Origin of the sequence: Dyella lutea (genome assembly GCF_024158035.1) — a bacterium.
GTDB classification, from domain to species: Bacteria; Pseudomonadota; Gammaproteobacteria; order Xanthomonadales; family Rhodanobacteraceae; genus Dyella_A; species Dyella_A lutea.
In genome coordinates, this window is the sequence record NZ_JAMZEK010000001.1 from 1,379,247 (window position 1) to 1,398,879 (window position 19,633).

9 protein-coding genes are annotated in these 19,633 nt (G+C 68.3%); 5 read left to right on the forward strand and 4 right to left on the reverse strand.

Going from position 1 to position 19,633, the window contains the following annotated elements; translation table 11 throughout:
• Positions 1 to 80: 80 nt before the first annotated feature.
• The 3 genes from NC595_RS06035 to NC595_RS06045 form a co-directional block, all read right to left on the reverse strand.
• Positions 81 to 3,857 carry a translocation/assembly module TamB domain-containing protein gene (locus tag NC595_RS06035; RefSeq protein ID WP_253565374.1) on the reverse strand — a complete coding sequence of 1,259 codons (3,777 nt, stop codon included), beginning with the start codon at positions 3,855 to 3,857 and terminating at the stop codon, positions 81 to 83.
• A 10-nt stretch (positions 3,858 to 3,867) separates the two neighbouring features.
• A complete protein-coding gene (locus NC595_RS06040; protein WP_425493079.1) occupies positions 3,868 to 5,622 on the reverse strand; it encodes an autotransporter assembly complex protein TamA in 1,755 nt (584 codons plus the stop codon).
• A 208-nt stretch (positions 5,623 to 5,830) separates the two neighbouring features.
• Entirely contained in the window at positions 5,831 to 8,449 is a 2,619-nt protein-coding gene (locus tag NC595_RS06045; RefSeq protein ID WP_253565376.1) for a glycosyltransferase, read from the reverse strand.
• Between the two features lie 203 nt (positions 8,450 to 8,652).
• Here NC595_RS06045 and NC595_RS06050 point away from each other — a divergent pair, with 203 nt between their 5' ends.
• From NC595_RS06050 to NC595_RS06060, 3 genes are all read left to right on the forward strand, one after another.
• Positions 8,653 to 13,398: an EAL domain-containing protein gene (locus NC595_RS06050; protein ID WP_253565377.1), complete on the forward strand. Its 4,746-nt coding sequence runs from the start codon at positions 8,653 to 8,655 to the stop codon at positions 13,396 to 13,398.
• Between the two features lie 223 nt (positions 13,399 to 13,621).
• Positions 13,622 to 16,291, forward strand: coding sequence for a M16 family metallopeptidase (locus NC595_RS06055; RefSeq protein WP_253565378.1), 2,670 nt, complete (start codon positions 13,622 to 13,624; stop codon positions 16,289 to 16,291).
• A gap of 52 nt (positions 16,292 to 16,343) precedes the next feature.
• Positions 16,344 to 16,766 (forward strand): hypothetical protein, encoded by a 423-nt coding sequence (locus NC595_RS06060; RefSeq protein WP_253565379.1) that lies wholly within the window; start codon positions 16,344 to 16,346, stop codon positions 16,764 to 16,766.
• A gap of 66 nt (positions 16,767 to 16,832) precedes the next feature.
• Here the strand turns inward: NC595_RS06060 and NC595_RS06065 are convergent, their stop codons facing one another.
• Positions 16,833 to 17,300 (reverse strand): Dps family protein, encoded by a 468-nt coding sequence (locus NC595_RS06065; RefSeq protein WP_253565380.1) that lies wholly within the window; start codon positions 17,298 to 17,300, stop codon positions 16,833 to 16,835.
• A gap of 491 nt (positions 17,301 to 17,791) precedes the next feature.
• On the opposite strand from NC595_RS06065, the gene NC595_RS06070 reads away from it, so the two are divergent.
• On the forward strand, positions 17,792 to 19,348 hold the full coding sequence (locus NC595_RS06070) for an asparagine synthase-related protein (protein WP_253565381.1): 1,557 nt from the start codon (positions 17,792 to 17,794) through the stop codon (positions 19,346 to 19,348).
• Positions 19,349 to 19,463: 115 nt separating this feature from the next.
• Positions 19,464 to 19,631: a hypothetical protein gene (locus NC595_RS06075; protein ID WP_017463129.1), complete on the forward strand. Its 168-nt coding sequence runs from the start codon at positions 19,464 to 19,466 to the stop codon at positions 19,629 to 19,631.
• The last annotated feature ends 2 nt before the right edge of the window (positions 19,632 to 19,633 follow it).

Consider the following 19,633-nt stretch of genomic DNA (forward strand, 5'->3'; position numbering starts at 1 on the left):
CTCCGGGTGGGAAAATCCCCACACCATACGCTCCCTTTCCGAGCCCCGCAGCATGACCGACGACGCATGCGCCGACGCCGTCAGCGTTCCAGCCGGTAGTTGAAGCTGGCGCGGCTGAAGGTCGTGGCATCCTGCGCCTCGAAGCTCCAGCGCTTGCTGAGGCGGTAGCGCAGGGTGACCACCTGGCCCGGTTCGAACAGGCCCACGCCGTAGCTCAGGTACAGCCGCGGGCTGAGGTACTTGCCGACGGTGAAGGCGGAACTGCCGCCCAGCGCCTCGTTGCTGGAGACGCCAATCTCGTCCACGCCCAGCTGCGATCCGATGCGCTTGGCCAGCAGGTCGCCACCGGCCGAGCCCAGCGCCTGCGCGGCCGAGTTCACCATCGAGCCTTCGCCGCCCTTGACCTCCGACAGCGGTTTGCCGGTGATCAGGTAGGACAGTGCGTCGGACTGCTCCATCACCGGTTGCGAGAACACGTTGAGCACCGGCCGCTGCGCCGTGCCGGAGACGTACAGGCCGACTTTCTGGCCCTCGTCGATGGTGGCGTTCGGGTTGAGCCGGCGCACCGCGCGGATGTCCAGCCGCGGGTTGTCGACCGGCGTGGTGGCGAACAGCAACTGGCCGCGCTCGATGGTGAGGTTCTGGCCGTAGGCGCGGTAGGTGCCGGATACGTCCACCTGACCCTGGCCGGTGGTGGCGCGGCCGGGCCGCTCGCGCACCACCAGCTGGCCGCGCAGGTTGCCGTCCAGTCCCATGCCGACCAGGTGGGTGTGTTCGCCCAGGTCTACCGCCACGGTGGCACTGATCGGCATGGCCTTCGCTTTCGCTTCCTGCTGCTGCTCGTCCATCACCACCACGTCGGGCGACGCCTTCGTGGCGCCCGCACCGGGCAGGCGCGAGACGTCGATGTCGGCGCTGTCCAGCGCGACGCGACCGGTGACGTCCATGCCCTGTGCGTCCTGCTTGAGCACCAGCGTGGGCGATACCACCACCCGCGCCGCGGGGATGTCGGCGGCGGTGACCTGCTGGCCCTGGAACACCAGCTCGGTGGATGCGTCGGTGCCGAACCCGACCGTGCCGCGCACGCCCAGCGTGCCCTTGCCCGAACGCAGCGTCCCGTCCAGATGCAGCTGCCGGGCGTCGTCGGCCGCCAGCGTCAGGTGGCCGTCGGCGAGCTTGAGGCCGGCGGCGGGAATCTCCGCGGCGAGACCATCGACGTTCGCGTTGCCGGCCAGCGTGGGCGAGCCGAGTGTGCCGCCGACCTGGAAGCGCCCGGCCAGCGAGCCCTTCACGTTGGCCAGCTCGGTGGTGAGCAGTTCGACGAAGCCGAGCTGGCCGAGCTGCACGTCCACGCTGCCGGCCAGCGTCTGCCCGGGACCGGACATCGCCAGCTGGCCGTCGACATGGCCGCCGCCGTCGAGCAGTGCGTGCACAGTGGCGTGCTGGCTGCCGGGGGCAAGACGGGCATCCAGAGAGAGGTCGCGGTAGGCGAGCAGCGGATGATCGCCGTGGTCGCTGTAGGTGACGGCGCCGCCGGCGGAGCGGATCGTTGCGTGGCCATCGAGCGTGCCGTCGGCCTTGCGCCTGATCGCGCCGTCGCCCTCGAGGGTGCCGTCGGCGCGCATCGGCAGGTCGGCCAGTCCGGCGGCGTTGAGGATCAGCGCCAGCGGCAGCGCGTGCAGGCGGTAGCTGGCGTCGAGCGTGCCGGCCCGGTCCTGGCTGGCCGAGGCGCACAGCAGCGGCTCGCCGGCGGACAGGCACAGTTCGCCTGTCCGCCAGCCGCCATCGCGGTAGGCCAGCGCTGTGGCCTGCTGCAGCTGCCAGCGAGGCAGGCCCTCTGGCGCCAGGTCGAGCGTGTGAAGGGTGCCGTTCCAGACGCCGTTGCGCAGCGAGCCGTCGAGCGCCAGCCGGCCGCTCAGCTGGCGTCCGGTGGCATCGACGGCAAGCCGGTGGGTCGCCTCGCTGCCCTCGGCGAGCAGGTGCAGGCGGTCGAACGCCAGTCCACTTGCGAGCAGGCCCTGGCCCTGCAGGTCGAGCTTGCCGGCGAGCCGGCTCAGGTCGGGCAGGCCGACGACCAGTTGCAGATGGTCCAGGCGATCCTGGCGCCAGCCGAGCCGGTCGCCCTGCAGCGTGCCGTTGACGCTCAGCCGCGGCGTCAGCCCGCGCACGACCAGGTGCCCCTGCAGGCGGCCGCTGGCGTCGGGCAGCCAGTCGGACAGCGAGGCGATCGCCAGCCGCAGCTCGGCGTCGTTCTGCGCCCCCGGTTTGCCCTCCACGTGCAGGCGGCTGTCGCCGGAGGAGAGATCCAGCGTGCCGTCCAGCACCCCGGCTGGTGACAGGTGCAGTTCGCCGTGGCCGCCGAGCGCGCGCTGACGGAGCTTGCCTCCCAGCCGCCCGAGCACCAGCGTGGCCTCCCAGCCGTTCGCCTGGCGATGGCCGCGCGTGTGCAGGTCGGCGTTGATGGCGCCAGGCCAGCCGGCAACCAGTTCGCCGGGATCGAAATTCTGCGCCTGCATGTCCAGCTGCCAACCCAGCGATGGCTGCAGGTCGACGGTGCCGCTGGTGACCAGCTGTCCGTTTTTCTGCTTCAGGGCGAGCGTGTGCAGCGCGATCGAGGCCGGTGTGCCGGTCAGGTCGACGGCCAGGTGGGCCGGTTGCCCGGGCGGTCCGAGCGAGACGTCGCCATGGGCCTGGAAGTGCTCCGTGCTGCCCTTGGCAGTCAGCGAGCCATCCGTGGCCAGCGCCTGGCCGACCAGTTCCTTCGGCAGCGTGACGCCCTTCCACTGCACCTTCAGATCGGCGCTGAGCGGCGTTGCCGACAGTTGCACCAGACCACTGGCCTGCAGCGAGCCCGGGATCTGCGGCGAGGCAAGGGCGAGTTGCTCGAGCTGCAGCGTGTCGAGGCTGTCGCTCAGGCGCGCGCGCAGCGGCTGCAGCTGCAAGGTGGTGTCGTTCAGCTGCACGGTGCCGTCGATGCGGCCGCCGCGATGGTCGCCGCTGGCCTTGAGCGACAGCGCCAGTGCATGCAGCGGTCCCTGGCCGAGGATGGGCGAGGGATCGAAGCGCGGCGCCTGCAGCGTGGCGGTCCATGGATAGTCGCCGTGCTGTTCCAGCGACACCTCGAGGGTGGCCGAGGCCGGGCTGGCCAGCGCCAGTTCGAGCTGCGAGTGGCTGCCATCGCCGTGGGCCTGCAGCTGGCCGCTCCAGGTGGTGTCGCCGAGCTTCCAGCGGAAGCGGCCCTGGCCCTGGCCGCGATAGTCGGCCGAGGCCAGTTCGCCGGACAGGTGCACCTCGCCATCCGGGCCGGCCAGATCGAACTGCCGCAGCGCGATACCGCGCCCGGTCCAGCGGCCGGCGAGGTCGATGCGGTCGGCGGCGAATACGGATTGCCCCTGCCGCGTGATGCGCAACTGGCCGGTATGCAGGCGGTCGACCTGCACATCCAGCGGCGGCTGCAGGTCGAAGCCGCTGCCCGTCGCAGGTTGCGGCGAGGGTGGCGGCAGCGCCACCGCGATGCCGTCCGCGTCCAGCTCCAGCACGTGCAGGCGCTTGCGCAGCAGGGCAGCGAGGGACAGATCCAGGCGTGCCCGCGCAACCTGCATGTCCAGCCCCTGCGTGTCGCGGTAGCGCAGGCGCTGCACCGTCAGCGGTCCGAGCAGGCGACCTTCGGCGCGGCCGACGCTCAGTGCGCCGCCCGTCGCGGCACTGGCGCGGGCGATGGCGAAGCGCAGGCCGCTCCCGGTACCGAGCAGCCAGCCCAGCGCCAGCGCGATCGCCAGCACGACGGCGAGCAGGCCGAACGCCAGCGCGCGCAGCCAGCGGCGGCGGGGACGGGCGGGGCGTGCTGCGTCGGTCATGCGCGCCTCCTCACAGGTCCGGTCCGATCACGATGTGCAGCTCGATGCCGTGCCTCTCGCGACTGTGCACCGGCGTGCCGAAGTCGACGCGGATCATCCCCACCGGCGACAGCCAGCGCACGCCGAGGCCGGCACCGATTTTCGGCCGATAGTCGGTGCCGGTGAAGGCGTTGCCGGCGTCGACGAAGGCGGCAATACCCCACTTTCTCGTGAAGTAGTGCTCGACCTCGGTGCTGGCCACCAGCAGGTTGCGACCGCCGATCACGCGACCATAGCTGTTGGTCGGGCCGATCGACTGGAAGCCGTAGCCGCGCACCGAGCGGTCGCCGCCGGCGAAGAAGCGCAGTTGTGGCGGCAGCGCGTCGAAGTTGCCGGTGGTGGTCATGCCGGCGCTGCCGCGCAGGATCAACCGGTTGCGGCCGAGGAAGGCGCGGATCCACTTCGCATCGACGGTGAACTGGGCGAAGCGGGTGTCCGAAAGCAGCGTGCCGGCGGTGCTGCGCACGGCCAGGTTGATCGACCAGCCCTTGCGCACGAAGGTCGGGTTGTCGCCGCGCTTGCGGCCCAGCGAGGCTTCGGCGAATACCAGCGTGCTGCGGCCGTGGTCGACGCCCGGTGCGTTGTCCGGCTCGCCGCTGCGCTTGCCCACGGTGAAGGTGCCGGACAGCGCGTGCACGCCGAGCGTGCGGGTCCAGCCGTGCCACAGGCGGGTGTCGTTGCCGACCAGCTCCAGCGTGCGCGACTGCGAGGTGTCGGTGTTGGCGTCGCGGTAGTTGGCGCCGAAGTTCAGGCTGTGCTGGTTCTTGCCGGGTCGCGGGATGGTGTACAGGGTGGATAGGGTCTTCAGCCGCTGCGCCACCACCAGTTCGTTCTTCCAGGTGTGGCCAAGGCGGTTGACCCAGCGCTTTTCCACCCCGCCACGCAGCCCGAAGCCAGTGTCGGTGCCGATGAACGGGCCGCCGGTGTAGACCGTGCGCCTGGCGGGTACCAGTTGCACGCGCACGTTTACCGTGTCGTCCCTGGCATCGTCGACGTCCGGCTGCACGTTGACCACCGAGAAATAGTCGGCGCCGTTCAGCGCCTGCTGCAGGTCGAGCAGCTTGTCCTGCGAGAAATAGTCGCCGGGCCTGAACGGCACGTAGCGGTCGAGGAAGCCGTCGCGAAACTGCGAGCCCTCGAACTGCACCGGACCGAAGCGGTAGCGCGGGCCGGCCTCCCAGGCGAGGCGGATCACCGCGCTGCGGTCCGCGCGCGTCACCTCGACGCGATGGGTGAGCAGCTTGGCGGCGAGGAATCCGTGGGCGGTGAGCTGGCCGCTGAGCGTGTCGCGGGCGGCGTCGTAGGTGCCGTCGTTGAGGGTCTGCCCCTTCAGCTGTTCGATCGCCCGTTCCGCGCGCCGGATCGGGGCGATCGCCAGCGCCGCCTGATCGAGGTCGACGTGCACGGCGGTGATCTTCACCGGTTCGCCCGGCTTGATGTGCAGGGTGACGCGCCAGTCGTTGCCCTGCTGTGCGAGGTCGGCATCGACGGTGGCTTCGTAATAGCCGTAAGGGCGCAGCGCCGCCTGCACCTGGTCGGATGCGCGGGCGTACAGCCGGCGCACCTGGGCGGCGCTGACCTCGCGCGTGGCGTACTGCGACAGCTCCACCCCGGAGACCACCGCCGACTTCAGCGGATCATCCACGCCGTCGACCACCAGTTTCACGCCGGCATGCGCCGCCGTGGCGCCGGCAAGAAGCAGGAGCGCGATGGCCAGGCGGCGGATGCGGTGCCACGGGGTCAGGGCGGGGACTCCTGTCGGTCGCGGAGAGGGTCCGCGCAGCTTAGCCAGCGCCGGGTTCCGGCGGGGTGAACGGCCGGTGGCGGCGCCGCCGCGTCTGGACTCCGGCGGGGGCCGTCGGCAGATACCGTCGGCGGGCGCCTTGAAGGCGACGTGCCACTCCATGGCCGATGTCCGTGTGTCCCGGGCGGGCTCAGCCCGCCTTGTCGCCGGCCTTGTGCGCGATCCAGGCACCGATCACCGCGGAGAAATACGGGATCGACTGCGCGCCCAGGATGAACATCCACAGCGTGCCCTCGATGTAGCGCGTGCCGTAGCTCAGCGCCATGCCGACGATACATCCGACCAGCGCGATCGCCATCAGCAGTTCCTCGCGTACCGGGGCGAAAGCGGCGAAGCCCGACTCGCCGAGCCGACGGCTCTTGGCGGTGACCACGAACGAGGTCTTTTCGCGGGTCAGACCATGCAGGATGCCGCGGGCGATGGCGTGGCTCAGGCTCATGCTGGCCAGCGAGGCCATCAACGTGTCGTACCAGCTACAGGGGACGCGGGCACGGTACAGCACGATGCCGAAGATCGCCTTGGCGAAGAAGAAGCCGATCACCGGGATCAGGAACAGCTGCATCGGCAGGCTGAAGTACTGCGGGAAGGCCACCATGCCGGCGGTCCAGAACAGCGCCATCAGGGTGAAGATCAGGTGCAGCGCGTCGGCGAACCAGCTGAACCAGCCGGTGAGGAAGTGGAAGCGCTGGCCGGCCGAGAGCGGGCCCTTCTTCACCATCCAGCTCCAGCGGCCCTTGAGGATCTGCATCGCGCCGAATGCCCAGCGGTAGCGCTGGCTCTTGTACGCCTTGAAGTCGGCGGGGGTGAGGCCCTTGCCCATCAGCTCGTCGACGTAGACCAGCTCGTAGCCGGCGTGCATCAGGCGCAGGCCCAGCTCGGCGTCCTCGCAGATGGTCCACTCCGACCAGCCGCCGGTGCCTTCCAGCGCCGAGCGCCGGACCATGGTCATGGTGCCGTGCTGGATGATCGCGTTTCGCTCGTTGCGGTGGTGCATGCCGATGCGGAAGAAGCCGTCGAACTCCCAGGCGGTCATGCGGCGGAAGCGGTTGTGCTCGAAGTCGCGGTGCGCCTGCGGGCACTGCACCACGGCCACCTTCGGGTCGTGGAAGTAGCCGGTGAGGGTGGACAGCCAGTCGTGGCGCACCTCGTAGTCGGCGTCGATCACCGCCACCACGTCGGCACGAGGGTCGGTCTCCTTCAGGCCGAAGTTCAGCGCGCCGGCCTTGAAGCCGGGCCACGGCTCGAGATGGAAGAAGCGGAAGCGCGGCCCGAGCTGCTCGCAGTAGGCCTGCACCGGCTTCCAGATGTCCGGGTTCTTGGTGTTGTTGTCGATCACCAGCACTTCGAAGTTGTCGTAGTCGAGCGCGGCGAGCGAATCGAGCGTGACCTGCACCATCTCCGGCGGCTCGTTGTAGCAGGCCAGGTGGATCGACACGAACGGCTGCTTTTCCGGCGGATCGGGTCGCAGCATGCCGGCGTGGCGGACCCAGCCCCGGCGCCACAGCACCTCGGTGAACTCGAAGCCGTTGATCAGCAGGATCGCCAGGATCGCGATCTGTGCCGGGAACAGCAGGGTGAGCATGGTCCAGTCGACCCAGCTCAGGTAGAAGTTGAACGGCAGCGTGGCCGACCAGACCACCAGACCGCAGGCCAGCTGGATCAGCGCGGCGAAGAAGAACCGGCCCATCAGCCTGAAGCGGCTGAAGCGGCGGCCGAACCAGATCATCGGCAGCAGCGCCAGCAGGCTGGCGGCCAGCGCCTTGGCCGGCCACGAGGTGTCCTCCACCACCGGTCCGGTGAACGGGAACTTCGGCTGCCGGTCGGCGTTGAAGATGCCCCAGTAGGCGCCGGTGCGTCCCTCGCCGAGGGCCTCCTTCCACGGCTGGTCGAACGCTTCCAGAAGGTAGTAGTCGATGTGGCGCGCCTTGGCCGCGTTGAGCCAGTGGCGGATGAAGATCGCCTCGTTGGACACCGACGGGCGGGCGTATTTCTGGCGGTCACCGTTGGATGGCCAGCCGATCTCTCCCACCACGATGTGCTTGGTCGGGTACATCCGCTGGATGTTGTCGTAGGCGCCCAGCGCGGCATTGAGCGCGTCGTCGCGCTGCGGATCGATGCTGGTGCCGATGCCGTTCCAGAACGGGAACAGGTGGATGGTGATGAAATCCACGTGCTGGGCCAGCTCGGGGTACTTGATCCAGATGTAGTCCGGTTCGGCGATCGACACCGGCTGGCGCACGTGGGCGCGCACGCGGTCGAGGTAGCGGATCATCTGGTCCAGCGTCTGGTCGCCGCGGAACAGCACCTCGTTGCCCACGATCACCTTGTCGATCGTGTCGGGATAGCGGTTGGCCAACGCGATCAGCTGGTCGATCTCGCGCTCGTTGTTGCCGCGGCGCGTGTCGATGTTGGCGCCGGCCATCACCTTCAGGCCGTCCTGGTGCGCCAGCCGGTAGACCTGCGGGTTCTCCTGCGTGGAGTAGGTGCGGATGTGCCCGGTGTACTTGCGCAGCAGCTTCAGGTCGCTGTCGATCTGCTGGTCGGACGGGAAGTCCTGCTTGAGCGGGTTCTGGTAGCGTTGGAAGAACGACACCGAGAAGCCGTTGATCGACCCGCGCCAGTCGTCCGGGCCATGCGGCCGGTTGCCCCACCACCAGAGGCCGAGGTTCATGGCGGCCACGAGAACCGCAAGCAGGAGGGCTACCAGCAGGGGATGGCGACTGTCGTTCGTGGCTTGCGTGGCGCTCAAGAAAGATCCCCGTGAAAGCCTCCACGACGAAGGCCGGAAAGCCCGCGGAGCTTACCGAAACCCGGGCGACGGGCCAATAAAACCGCGGCCGCATGGTCAGCCGCGCCTCAGGCCCGGCGGCCGCTTCCGGGGGGCGGCTACCTGTCGCGGGCGTTGCGTCGCGCGCCCACTGGGCCGATCCTCTGTCCCATCGTCGAAAAGGCATGCAAACGATGCAGGAGCCGCCGCACGAACCGGTGCGCCTGTCCGGGGAACAACTGGTCCGCCTGATGGAGCTGCAGCGCCGGCTGCTCGACCTGGTGGCGCGCGGGGGACCGTTGCCGGAGCGGCTGGACGAAGCTTGCCGCCTGTTCGAGTCCTTCGTGCCCGGCGCCATGGCCACGGTGATGCGGTTGGGGCCTTCCGGGCGGCTGCACTTCGCCAGCGCCCCCAGCGTACCCGCCGCCGTCCAGACGCTGCTGGACGGCGTCGTTCCGGGCCCGGACTCCGGCTCCTGCGCGTGCGCAGCCTGGACCGGCGAACCCGCCTTCGTCAGCGATGCCCGCGAAGACCCGCGCTGGGCCTCCCTGCGCGACGTGGCGGCGGAGCACGGGATCGGCGCCTGCTGGTCGGCCCCGGTGCGACTGCGTTCGCGGGAAATGGCCGGCACGTTTGCGTTGACCTCCTTTGAACGTCGCCTGCCCGACGTGCTCCATCGCCAGCTGATGGAGCTGGGTGCCGGCGTGGTCGGTCTCCTGTTCGACCAGGCGGCGGAGCATGAGCGCCAGGAGGCCGAGGGCGCGGAACTGCGGCGCATGGCGTTGGTGGCCTCCCGGGTGCCGGTCGGGGTGGCGATCACCGATCTCGACGGGCGCATCCAGTGGGTGAATGAGGGCTTCCGCGAGCTGGGTGGCCGTGGCGACGAGGCGTTGCTCGGCCATCTGCGCAGCGAGGTGATGCTGGGCGAGCGCACCGACCGGGCGGCCTTGCAGGCCCTGCATGAAGCGATCGCCGCATGCCGGGCGTTCGCCGGGATGCTGGTGAACTACCGGCAGGACGGTGGTTTCGCCATCGTGCAGGTGGCCAGCACGCCGCGGCGCGACGCCGCGGGCCGCTGCGAGGGGGCGCTGCTGGTGGAGACCGACGTTACCGCCAGTCGGCGCCTGGCCGAATTCAATGCCCTGCTGGCCGAGGTCACCGAGTGCGCCTCCGCCTATGACGATGCCGTGCCGCTGCTGCAGCGTGTCTGCGAGCTCGCAGTAGGGCACGCCGGGCTCTGCCTGGCCTGGGTCGGCCAGCCGGGGCCGGACGGCTGGTTCGAGTTCCTCGCCAGCGCCGGCCCGGCGATCGGCTACATGGAAGATCTGCGGATCAGCGCGGATCCGGCGCTGCCGGAAGGGGGCGGATCCAGTGGGCGCACCTGGCGCGAAGGGGTCGGCTACTACAACCGCTCGTTCGCCCACGCCGGCTTCCTGGCCCCGTGGCGGGAGCGCGCCGCGCGCTTCGCGATCGGCGCCAGCGCCACGCTGCCGATCCGCCGGGGTGGCCGCATGTGGGCGGTGCTCACCGTCTACCATCTGAGCGAGGACATGTTCGATGCCGAGCTGCGGACGGTGCTCGAGGCCATCGCCGGCAGCATCTCGCGGGGCCTCGACCGGCTCGACCTGGTCCACCGCGAGCGCGAGATCCAGGCACTCAACCAGTCCATGCTCGACAGCACCACGGTGGGGGTAGTGCTGCTGCGCGACCGGGTCGTGGCGCGGGCCAACGAGCGCGCCGCCCAACTGCTCGGGGCCGCCAGCGCGCAGGCGCTGCTCGGCATGCGCGCGATCGATCTGTACGCCGACCGCGCGCAGGGCGAGGCCATGCCCGGGCGCATCCAGGAGGCGTTCGCGAAGGACGGGCGCGCGGTGATGGAGGTGGCGGCCCGCCGCCTCGACGGTGACCAGGTCTGGCTGCGCATCGAGGGGGCTCCATTCCCGCGGGCCGGCTTCGACCAGATCTGGACGCTGGTCGACATCAGCGGGCAGCGCGAGGCGCTGGCCTCCCAGACGCTGCTGGCGCGCGCACTCGCCTCGGTCAAGGAGGGTGTGATCATCACCGATGCCGAGCAGCGTACGGTCTACGTGAACCGCGCCTTCGAAACGATCACCGGATACGGCCCGGAAGACATCCTCGGCCGCAACTGCCGCCTGCTGCAGGGCGAGCTGACCGATCCGGCCATGCGTGCCCGGATCACCAGCCGGCTGGCTGCCAGGGACAGTTTCGAGGGCGAGATCCTCAACTACCGCAAGGACGGCCGCAGCTTCTGGAACCTGCTGGCGATCACGCCGTTGCGCGACGAGGCGGGGCAGCTGACCCATTTCGTGGGCGTGCAGCGGAACATCGACGAGATCCGCGCCTTGCGCGACCGGCTCGAGTACCTGGCGTTCCACGACGACCTCACCAGCTTGCCGAACCGGCGCGAGCTGGACCGGCACCTGCCGGGGGCGATCGCTGCCGCCCAGGCCGCGCGACGGGCGCTGGCGGTCGGCAAGATCGACCTGGACGACTTCAAGATGGTCAACGAGACCTTCGGTCCGAGTCGCGGCGACCAGTTGCTGCAACAGCTGTCTCAGCGCATCCGCCAGCGGCTTGCGCCAGGCGAGTTCCTGGCACGCGTGGGCGGCGACGAGTTCGTGGTGGTCCTGTCGGGCCGCGGCTCCGCCTTCGCCGACGACGAGCTGGATGCCTGCGCCCGTCGCTTGGGCGAGGCGTTCGCCGATCCGGTGTCACTCGCGCCGGGCTTGCAGGTGGAGGTCTCCCAGAGCATGGGTGTCGCGCTGTTTCCCGACGATGGCGCCGAAGGCGGCCTGCTGCTGCGCAATGCCGAGGAGGCGCTCTACCAGTGCAAGCAGAGCCGGCGCAGTCGCCGACGCTGGTGGCTTCGCCACGGAACGACACCGGCAGCGGATGCCCACGTCGAGCAGTCCATCGCGGCCTATGGCGAGGAGGCCTCCCGCCTGCTGCGCAAGCTGGTATCGCAGACGGAGGCCGTGCAGCAGACCTTCATCGAGGAGTTCTACCGGCGCCTTGGCGACGAGCCGCATTCGCGCGAGATCCTCGAAGGGCTGGCGCCTGCCGACCTCGCCCTCCTGCGCGAACGCCAGGGTGAACACCTGCGCCGACTGGCCGGTGGTGACCTGTCGTGGGAACGGCTGCAGGAAGAGAGCCGGCGGCTCGGACGCATCCACGCCCTGGTCGGCGTGGACGGTGCCCAGCTGATGTACTGGATGGCGCTGTATCGCGACATGCTCAGTGCCCACTTCAACGCCCAGCCGATGCTCGCCCGCGAGCGCTACCAGGTGGTGCAACTGCTGGACCAGCGCATCCGCGACGACATGCAGATCCAGCTGCAGGCGCAGGCGGAGACGAACGAGCAGTTCGTCGAGATGGTGATGCAGGCGCTGCCTGCCTCCTGGGGTTCGTGGACGGACGCGATGGGCAGCGAGCTCGCCCAGCTTGCCCGGATGCCCGGTATCGCCTGTGCGCTAGTGCTGCGGCAGAGTTCCGAGGGCGTGTTCAGCGTGGAGGCCAGCGACGGGCCGCTGGCGCCGCAGGTGACTTCACTGTTTGCCGCCGAAGGCGGCGAGATCGGGCCGCTGCGCCCGCCTGCCGATTCGCTGTTGATGCGGGCCTGGCAGTCCGGTCGGGTGCATGCGTCCGCCTCGCTCGTGCGATCGACCCGCCTCGACAGCTGGGGCGAGTTGGACGAGCACATGCTGCGCCTGGGGATCCGTGCCGGAGCCCACCTGCCGGTGCTGGACGCACAGGGGCAGCCGGTGGCGCTGCTGGTGGTGCTCGGGCGCTTCCCGCGCCAGTTCGGCGGCACGGTGATGCAGCAGTTCACCCGCAACCTGCAGCAGCGCTGGAGTGAGATCTGGCAGCGCGGCACGCGCCCGCCGCTGCCGGTCTCGCAGGAGCAGGCGGTCGCCTATCGCCGCCGGCTGTTCGAGGGCGGGTTGCAGATGGCGATGCAGCCCATCGTGGATCTGCGCGATGGCAGGCTGGCCAAGGTGGAGGCACTGGCGCGGCTGGTGCTGGAGGACGGGACCATGGTCGGCCCCGACGTGTTCATCCCGTTGCTGCGCCAGGCCGAGCTGGACCGCCTGTTCGTGCGCGGGCTGGACCTCGCGCTCGCCGCGCTGTGCGCCTGGCAGGCCGAAGGCCTGGTGGTGGACGTGTCGATCAACCTGCCGCCGCTGACCCTGGCCGAGCCGGCTTGCGCATCCTGGGTGGCGCAGGCGCTGGCCACCCACCGGGTGGCGCCGCACCGACTGGTGCTGGAGGTGCTGGAGACGCAGCAGTTCGACGAGCTGGTGCGCGACGAGAATGTGCAGCGCCTGCTCGATCTCGGCGTGCAGCTGGCGATGGACGATCTGGGCTCCGGCTACAGCAGCCTGCGCCGGCTGGCGAGCCTGCCGTTCAGTGCGATCAAGGTCGACCAGGATCTGCTCAAACGCCTGCGCAGCGAGCCGGCGCAGACCATCAGCCTGGTCAGCGCGGTGATCCAGATGGGCCGCGACTTCGGCTGCGAGGTGGTGGTGGAGGGGCTGGAGGATGCGGGCATGATCGAGGTCGCCCGCCTGCTTGGCGCCCGTTACGGGCAGGGCTATGGCCTCGCCCGGCCGATGCCGGTCGAGGCGCTGCCGTGCTGGCATCGCCAGACGCGCATGCCCGACCTGTCCGCGCCGCTGTCCACGCGCATCGGCGCGGTCGCGTTCCAGTGGTGGTCGATCAGGCATCGCTCGCTGCACGCCGCCACACTCGAAGCCTGCCCCATGAGTGTCCTGCTGGCGCAGCTCGGCGACTCCGGGCAGGCAGCACGCGTGCTCCACGATCGGCAGCACGCCGAGCCGCACAACAGCGCAGTCGCCCGCGACCTGCTCGATGCACTGGAAGCGCTGGTGCGATCGCGCCCGGCCGACTAGCCCCTTTCGCTGGAGACGGAGGATCTTTTGCCTGCGGATGCGGTCTGCGCCTGCATTGCCGGACGCCACCTGCGCGTAAGTTGTTGCAGGTGTTCCGCGCGGGTGGGGTTGGCGTGGCGCGGCCGCGTTGAATACCAGGGCGAAGCCGTTTCGCCTTGTGCCCTGCACGCGCCGCGTTCCGGCGACGAGTGCGGACGTGTTCCGGAAACAAGGAAAGGAATTGATGAAGAAGAGTTCAATGAGTGCCGTGATCGGCATGCTTCTGGCGGCCGGTGCGATCGGTCATGCGCATGCCGCGACGGCACCCTCCGACGTTACCCGCGTCACGCTGGACAACGGCCTGCGCGTGGTGATCGTGCGCGACACGCTGGCGCCGGTGGTGACCACCGAGCTGAACTACCTGGCCGGATCCGACGAGGTGCCCGCGGCGTTCCCGGGCACGGCGCACGCGATGGAGCACATGATGTTCCGCGGCAGTCCGGGGCTTTCGAAGGATCAGCTCGCCGCGATCGCCGCGAACATGGGCGGTGCGTTCAACGCCGACACCACCCAGGGCGTGACCCAGTACTACTTCGTCACGCCGTCGCAGGACCTGGACGTGGCGCTGCACGTCGAGTCGCTGCGCATGCGCGGCGTGGACGTGACCGACAAGGACTGGGCGAAGGAGCGCGGCGCGATCGAGCAGGAGGTTTCGCGCGACCTGTCCAACCCGTCCTACAAGGCCTACGAGCAACTGCAGGCGCAGCTGTTCGCCGGCACGCCCTACGGCCACACTCCGCTGGGCACGCGTGCCTCGTTCGACAAGACCACCGCGGCGATGCTCAAGCGGTTCCACGACACCTGGTACGCGCCGAACAACGCGATCCTGGTGATCGCCGGCGACGTCGATCCGGTCGCCACGCTGGCCAGGGTGAAGCGGGAGTTCGGCGACATCCCGCGCAGCCAGCTGCCGGCGCGACCGGAATTTGCCTTCAAGCCCGTGCAGGCCAAGGCGGTCGCCCTGCCGACCGACAGTCCCTACGGTTCGGTGTACCTGGCCTATCGCCTGCCCGGCATGAAGGCGAAGGATTACGCCACGGCCGCGGTGCTTGGTCAGGCGTTGGCGTCCAAGCGTGCCGAGCTGTTCGGCATGGGCATGGACGGCACCGCGCTCTACGGCGGCTTCGCCGCGCAGTTCATGCCGCAGGCCGGCTTCGGCATGGCGGTGGGCATCTTCCCGCGTGGTGGCAACCCGCAGCCGGTGCTGGCGCGGATGCGTTCGATCCTGGCGCAGGCGGCCGGCAAGGGGGTGGACCCGGCGCTGGTCGAGGCGGCCAAGCGCCAGGCGATCGCGGCGCTGGAATTCAAGAAGAACTCGGTGGACGGGCTGGCCAATGCCTGGTCGCAGGCGCTGGCATTCGAGGGGCTCGACTCGCCGGATGCGATCAGGCACGCGATCGAGGCGGTGACCCCGGCGCAGGTCGATGCGCTGGCCAGGGCCACCTTCGTTCCGGCCCATGCGGTGACCGCCGTGCTGACCCCGGTGAGCTCGGGCAAGCCGGTGGCCGGCAAGGGCTTCGGTGGTGCCGAAAGCTTTGCCTCCAGCCCGGACAAGCCGGTGCAGTTGCCCGAGTGGGCGGCCAAGGCCTTCGCCAAGCTCAGCGTGCCGAAATCCTCGCTGCATCCGGTCGATTACCACCTCGCCAACGGCATGCGGCTGATCGTGCAGCCGGAGACGATCAGCAACACCGTGGTGGCCTTCGGCCGCGTGCAGACCAACCAGGACCTGCAGGCACCCAAGGGTGAGGAAGGCGTCGCCGACGTGCTGGGCCAGCTGTTCCAGTTCGGCACCACCCATCTCGACCGCCTGCAGTACCAGGCCGCGCTCGACGCGATCAGCGCCCGTGCGTCCGCCGGGAGCAGTTTCTCGCTGGCGGTGCCGTCGGCCCACTTCGCCGAGGGCGTGAAGCTGCTGGCCGACGCCGAGTTGCATCCGGCATTGCCGGCGCAGGCCTTCCCGATCGTGCAGCGGCAGACGGCCGGCTTCGTGGCCGGACAGGTGCAATCGCCGGATTTCCTGACCCAGATCGGCCTGGACCGGGCCCTGCTGCCCGCCAGCGATCCGGAGCTGCGCCACGCCACGCCGCAGAGCGTGATGGGCCTGACCCTGGACAAGGTGAGGCAGTACTACGCACAGGTGTTCCGTCCCGACATGACGACCCTGGTAGTGGTCGGCAAGGTCGATCCGGCGCAGGTGAAGCAGGTGGTCGAGCAGACCTTCGGGGCGTGGAAGGCCAGCGGCCCGAAACCCGTCGTGGACTACGCCGCCGTGCCGCCGAACCATGCCGGCCAGCTGCACGTGCCGGATGCCAGTGCCAGCCAGGACAGCGTCACGATGGCGCAGACCATCGACGTGACCCGCGACGATCCGGATCGCTACGCGCTGAACCTCGGCAACGAGGTGCTGGGCGGCGGCTTCTACGCCTCGAGGCTGTACCACGACCTGCGCGATACCCGCGGCCTGGTCTACAGCGTTGGCACCAGCTTCGACTACGGCAGGAACCGCAGCACCTACTCGGTGGACTACGGCGCCGATCCTGACAAGGTGAAGGCGGCCAGCGCGCTGGTGGTGCAGGACCTGAAGCAGATGCAGACGACGCCGGTATCGCCGGCCGACCTGGATCGTGCCAAGGGCATCCTGCTGCGCCAGATGCCGCTGGGCGAATCCAGCTTCGGCGGCATCGGCGGGCAGCTGCTCGGCCTGGCCATCGAGGGCAAGCCGCTGGACGCGACCACGGTCGCGGCCAAGCACTACCTGGAGATGACCGCGCCGCAGGTGCAGCAGGCGTTCGCCAAGCACGTGCGGCCGGACGCCTTCGTCACGGCGGTGAAGGGGCCGGCGCCGAAGGGCTGATCAGGGACCGGCGGTGGGCAATCGGCCCACCGCCTTGCTGAAGGCAGGCGATATGTCGAAGGAAGGTCGCTACCCCATTGCGATTGCTTCGCTGCGGGAGCAGGCGCGGGATCGCTACCGGCTCTGGTTCTTCAGTGGCTTGGTCCTGTTGTGCATCGCGGTGTCGGCGCTGATTCACCGAATCACGGGGTCCGGGTTGCCCCTTGCGATCGCGCAAGGTGCGGTGATCGGCATGTTGCCCTCGGCTGTCCTCGGTCAGCCCGGATGCATGCCTCTCGGGTCCGGCGATGCGGTGAAGGTCGAGCAATGGTTCGAAGGAAAGCGCTATCTGCGGGGTAGCCGTGGCTGGGTTCCGGCTGTGCCGCGCGCCCTTTACTTCGACAGCCAGATCGTCTCCATCGGCGATGGCTTCGTCATCGGGCCGATCGCTACGCTTCGGGCCTTGCGCCGTTATCTGCAATCCGGCCGGACCTGATCGCAATGAGTCCAAACGAAAAGCCCGCCGTTGGGCGGGCTTTTCCGTGTCACCGATGCATCCGGCTCACTTCAGCAGCGAGCGCAGCATCCATGCGGTCTTCTCGTGCTCCTTCAGGCGGCCGGTGACCATGTCGGCGGTGCCTTCGTCGCCGGCCTTGTCGGCCACCTTGATCGTCTCGCGTGCGGTGTGCGCCACGATCTCGTGGCCTTCCACCAGCTGGGCGACCATGTCCTTCCAGTCCGGCACGCCGGCTTCTTCCTTGATCGCGCTCAGCTTGCCGAACTGGCTGTAGGAGCCCGGGGCGAACACGTCCAGCGTGCGGATGCGCTCGGCCACTTCGTCGGCGGCCAGCCAAAGCTCGTTGTACTGGGTCTCGAACATGGCGTGCAGGCTGTTGAACTGCGGACCGGTCACGTTCCAGTGGAAGCTGTGGGTCTTCAGGTACAGCGAATAGGTGTCAGCCAACAGCTTGGAGAGCTGCTTGGCGATCGCCTCGCGGTCCTTCTTGGCAATACCGATGTTCATGGCCATGTGCTGCTCCTACGTTCTTGTCTCAAATAGAGAGTGGACTGAATTTATCGTCTTATCCCTTGCTCGGGAAATGAATCCTGATGATGTGATTGATAGCTTGCAACTATCGTCGTTTTCCTTTGTTGTGCTCTCGTTCAACGGTACCCTTGCCGGCCTAACGATCGCTGCTTGGTGCGCGTTCGCAGACGCCCGGCAGCTTCCGTGTCCATCAAGGATGAGGCGTTCCGCACATGAGTCGAAGCAGTTCAATCGAGCCAGCGAGAGCCGGCATGGCGCTTGAGGCTTGCACGCCAACTCGGCGCTGTTGACATCTTTTCTTCCGGCATCTTGTCGGGAGCCAAGCTCCTGATGTCGTTCGGAGTGCATGAAGAAGCGGCCAGTCGCGACATCAAGTGCCTCGTCGGCAGATTGCGATGCCCGGTTTGTGGTTGCCCTTTTGGAAGGCTGGCCCGTGCGGCTGGACAGGATTCTCAATAGGAGGAGAAATTTTCATGCTCAAGGCTGACATCGCGTGGGGCGATCTCTCACAGAATCCGGAATGGAAGCATGGCGTCATCGCCCTGGGGCGCAGCCAGATTGCTCCGTTTCGGCATGCCGCGCTCGAAACACTCGTGGTGCAAACGCAGGAACGGTGGTTCGCTGTTGTGCGAGAGCGGGTTGCCGGAGGAGCGGTCAGCGAAAACGCCAGCTTCCAGAACGTCGACAGCGAGCGGTTCGATGAGCTGTATCGGGCATGCCTGCTGTGGCCGCTCGACTATGTAATGGTCGAGGTCGCCAAGCAGGGGCGCAGGGTCAAGCTCCGCGCCGGCATGCTCGGCGCGGCCCCCGTCTACTGCCGTGCGACGGACGAGCAGGTGAGAGTGTCGTGGGACTTTGCCGATTTTCTCTCTGACAGGTTGCCGATCGATTTCGAGGTTGCCAGCTGCAGCCTGGGCCTGGAGCAGGTCTATTCTTCCCGGCAGATATGCATCGGCGTGTACCTGCTTACCGAGCGGGCCACCCTCTATCTGGAACCAGGTCGCGCGCACTACCGCTATCCGTCTCCATTTGAGGTGCCTGCGGCACCCGCAATGGAGTGCGCCGACGCGGTGAGCATGTTTGACCAACTGTTGCGGAGGGTCATCGCGAAGCGGCCCGCAGCTCCCGGCCGCATTGCTGTTGAGTTGAGCGGGGGGATGGATTCAGCGGCAGTCGCTTGCGCCTTGGCCGGCCTTCATGGCCCGGTGGCAAGCAGGGGAATTATTGTCGGGGGCGAATGCCGAGTGCCGCAGGTCGAACGTCGCCGACAGATCGCGGACCGGCTCCGATTGTCCGACGAAACGGTGGACATCGATGCGATCCCGCCCTCACTCGATCTGAGTCCCGATGGGCACAAGGCGTACGTCAACACGGAGTACTACCTTGAAGCCTTCGAGACACTGTGGAGCACGGCACGCGCTCAAGGTCGTGACCTCATGTACACCGGTCTCGGTGGAGACGAGTTGTTCATGGGTACGGGCGTTGTCGCGGAGGACAACGTCGCAGGCGGCAGGTCGATCGGAGATCCGCAGCGCTTTGCCAGGCAACTGCTGACCCCGCGTGCATTGAGCGCACTGCGTTCGTTGCATGCCTTCGACGCTCCGGCCGGTCCGGTGCCATCCGTGATGGCCAGTGTCAGCAAGGCGCACCATCTGATGCAGCACGGCATCTGGCCAATCAATCCGCTGAGCGATCCCGACCTGATGGTTTTCTGCTATCAGCTGCCGCTGGAGCTTCGCCGCAGACGCACCACGATGCAGCTGTATCTTGATGCTCGTCTGGGCGAGGATGTTTTTCCGCGCAACTACGCCAAGGAGACCTTTGCACAGGTCTTTCCGGAGTTGATCGCTCGGCATAGGACCGCCCTCGCGGGGCAATTGCGGGAATGCGCGCTTGCAGACCTCGGGCTGGTCGACCAGCGAGCCGCGCTTGCGTTGCTTGATACGGTGGCGACTACCAAGGCGGTGGCGCCCACGTCGCCATTGATCAATTTCTTATGGACGGAGAGATTCGCAAGGCAACTGGCGTGATCCTTCGGACAGGAACGGGGCGGCGCCTTGCCATGCCGTGTTGCCTGGCAATGGAATTAGTTCGGGTGTTAGATTCGGCAGGCCGCCAGGAAGCGGCATATGAGATGGAGCTGATATGAACCAGTTGCAGATTGTGACGGAAGGTGCCTCGGATGAGGCCAACACCTTCGGCATCCAGCTTGAGCAGCCGATGTCGAGCAACGTAGGCAAGTCGCTTTACCACAAGCCCTACGGCATGGTGATCGATGCGGCCAAGCAGGACGCCAGGGTGCTAGAGGGCTAAAC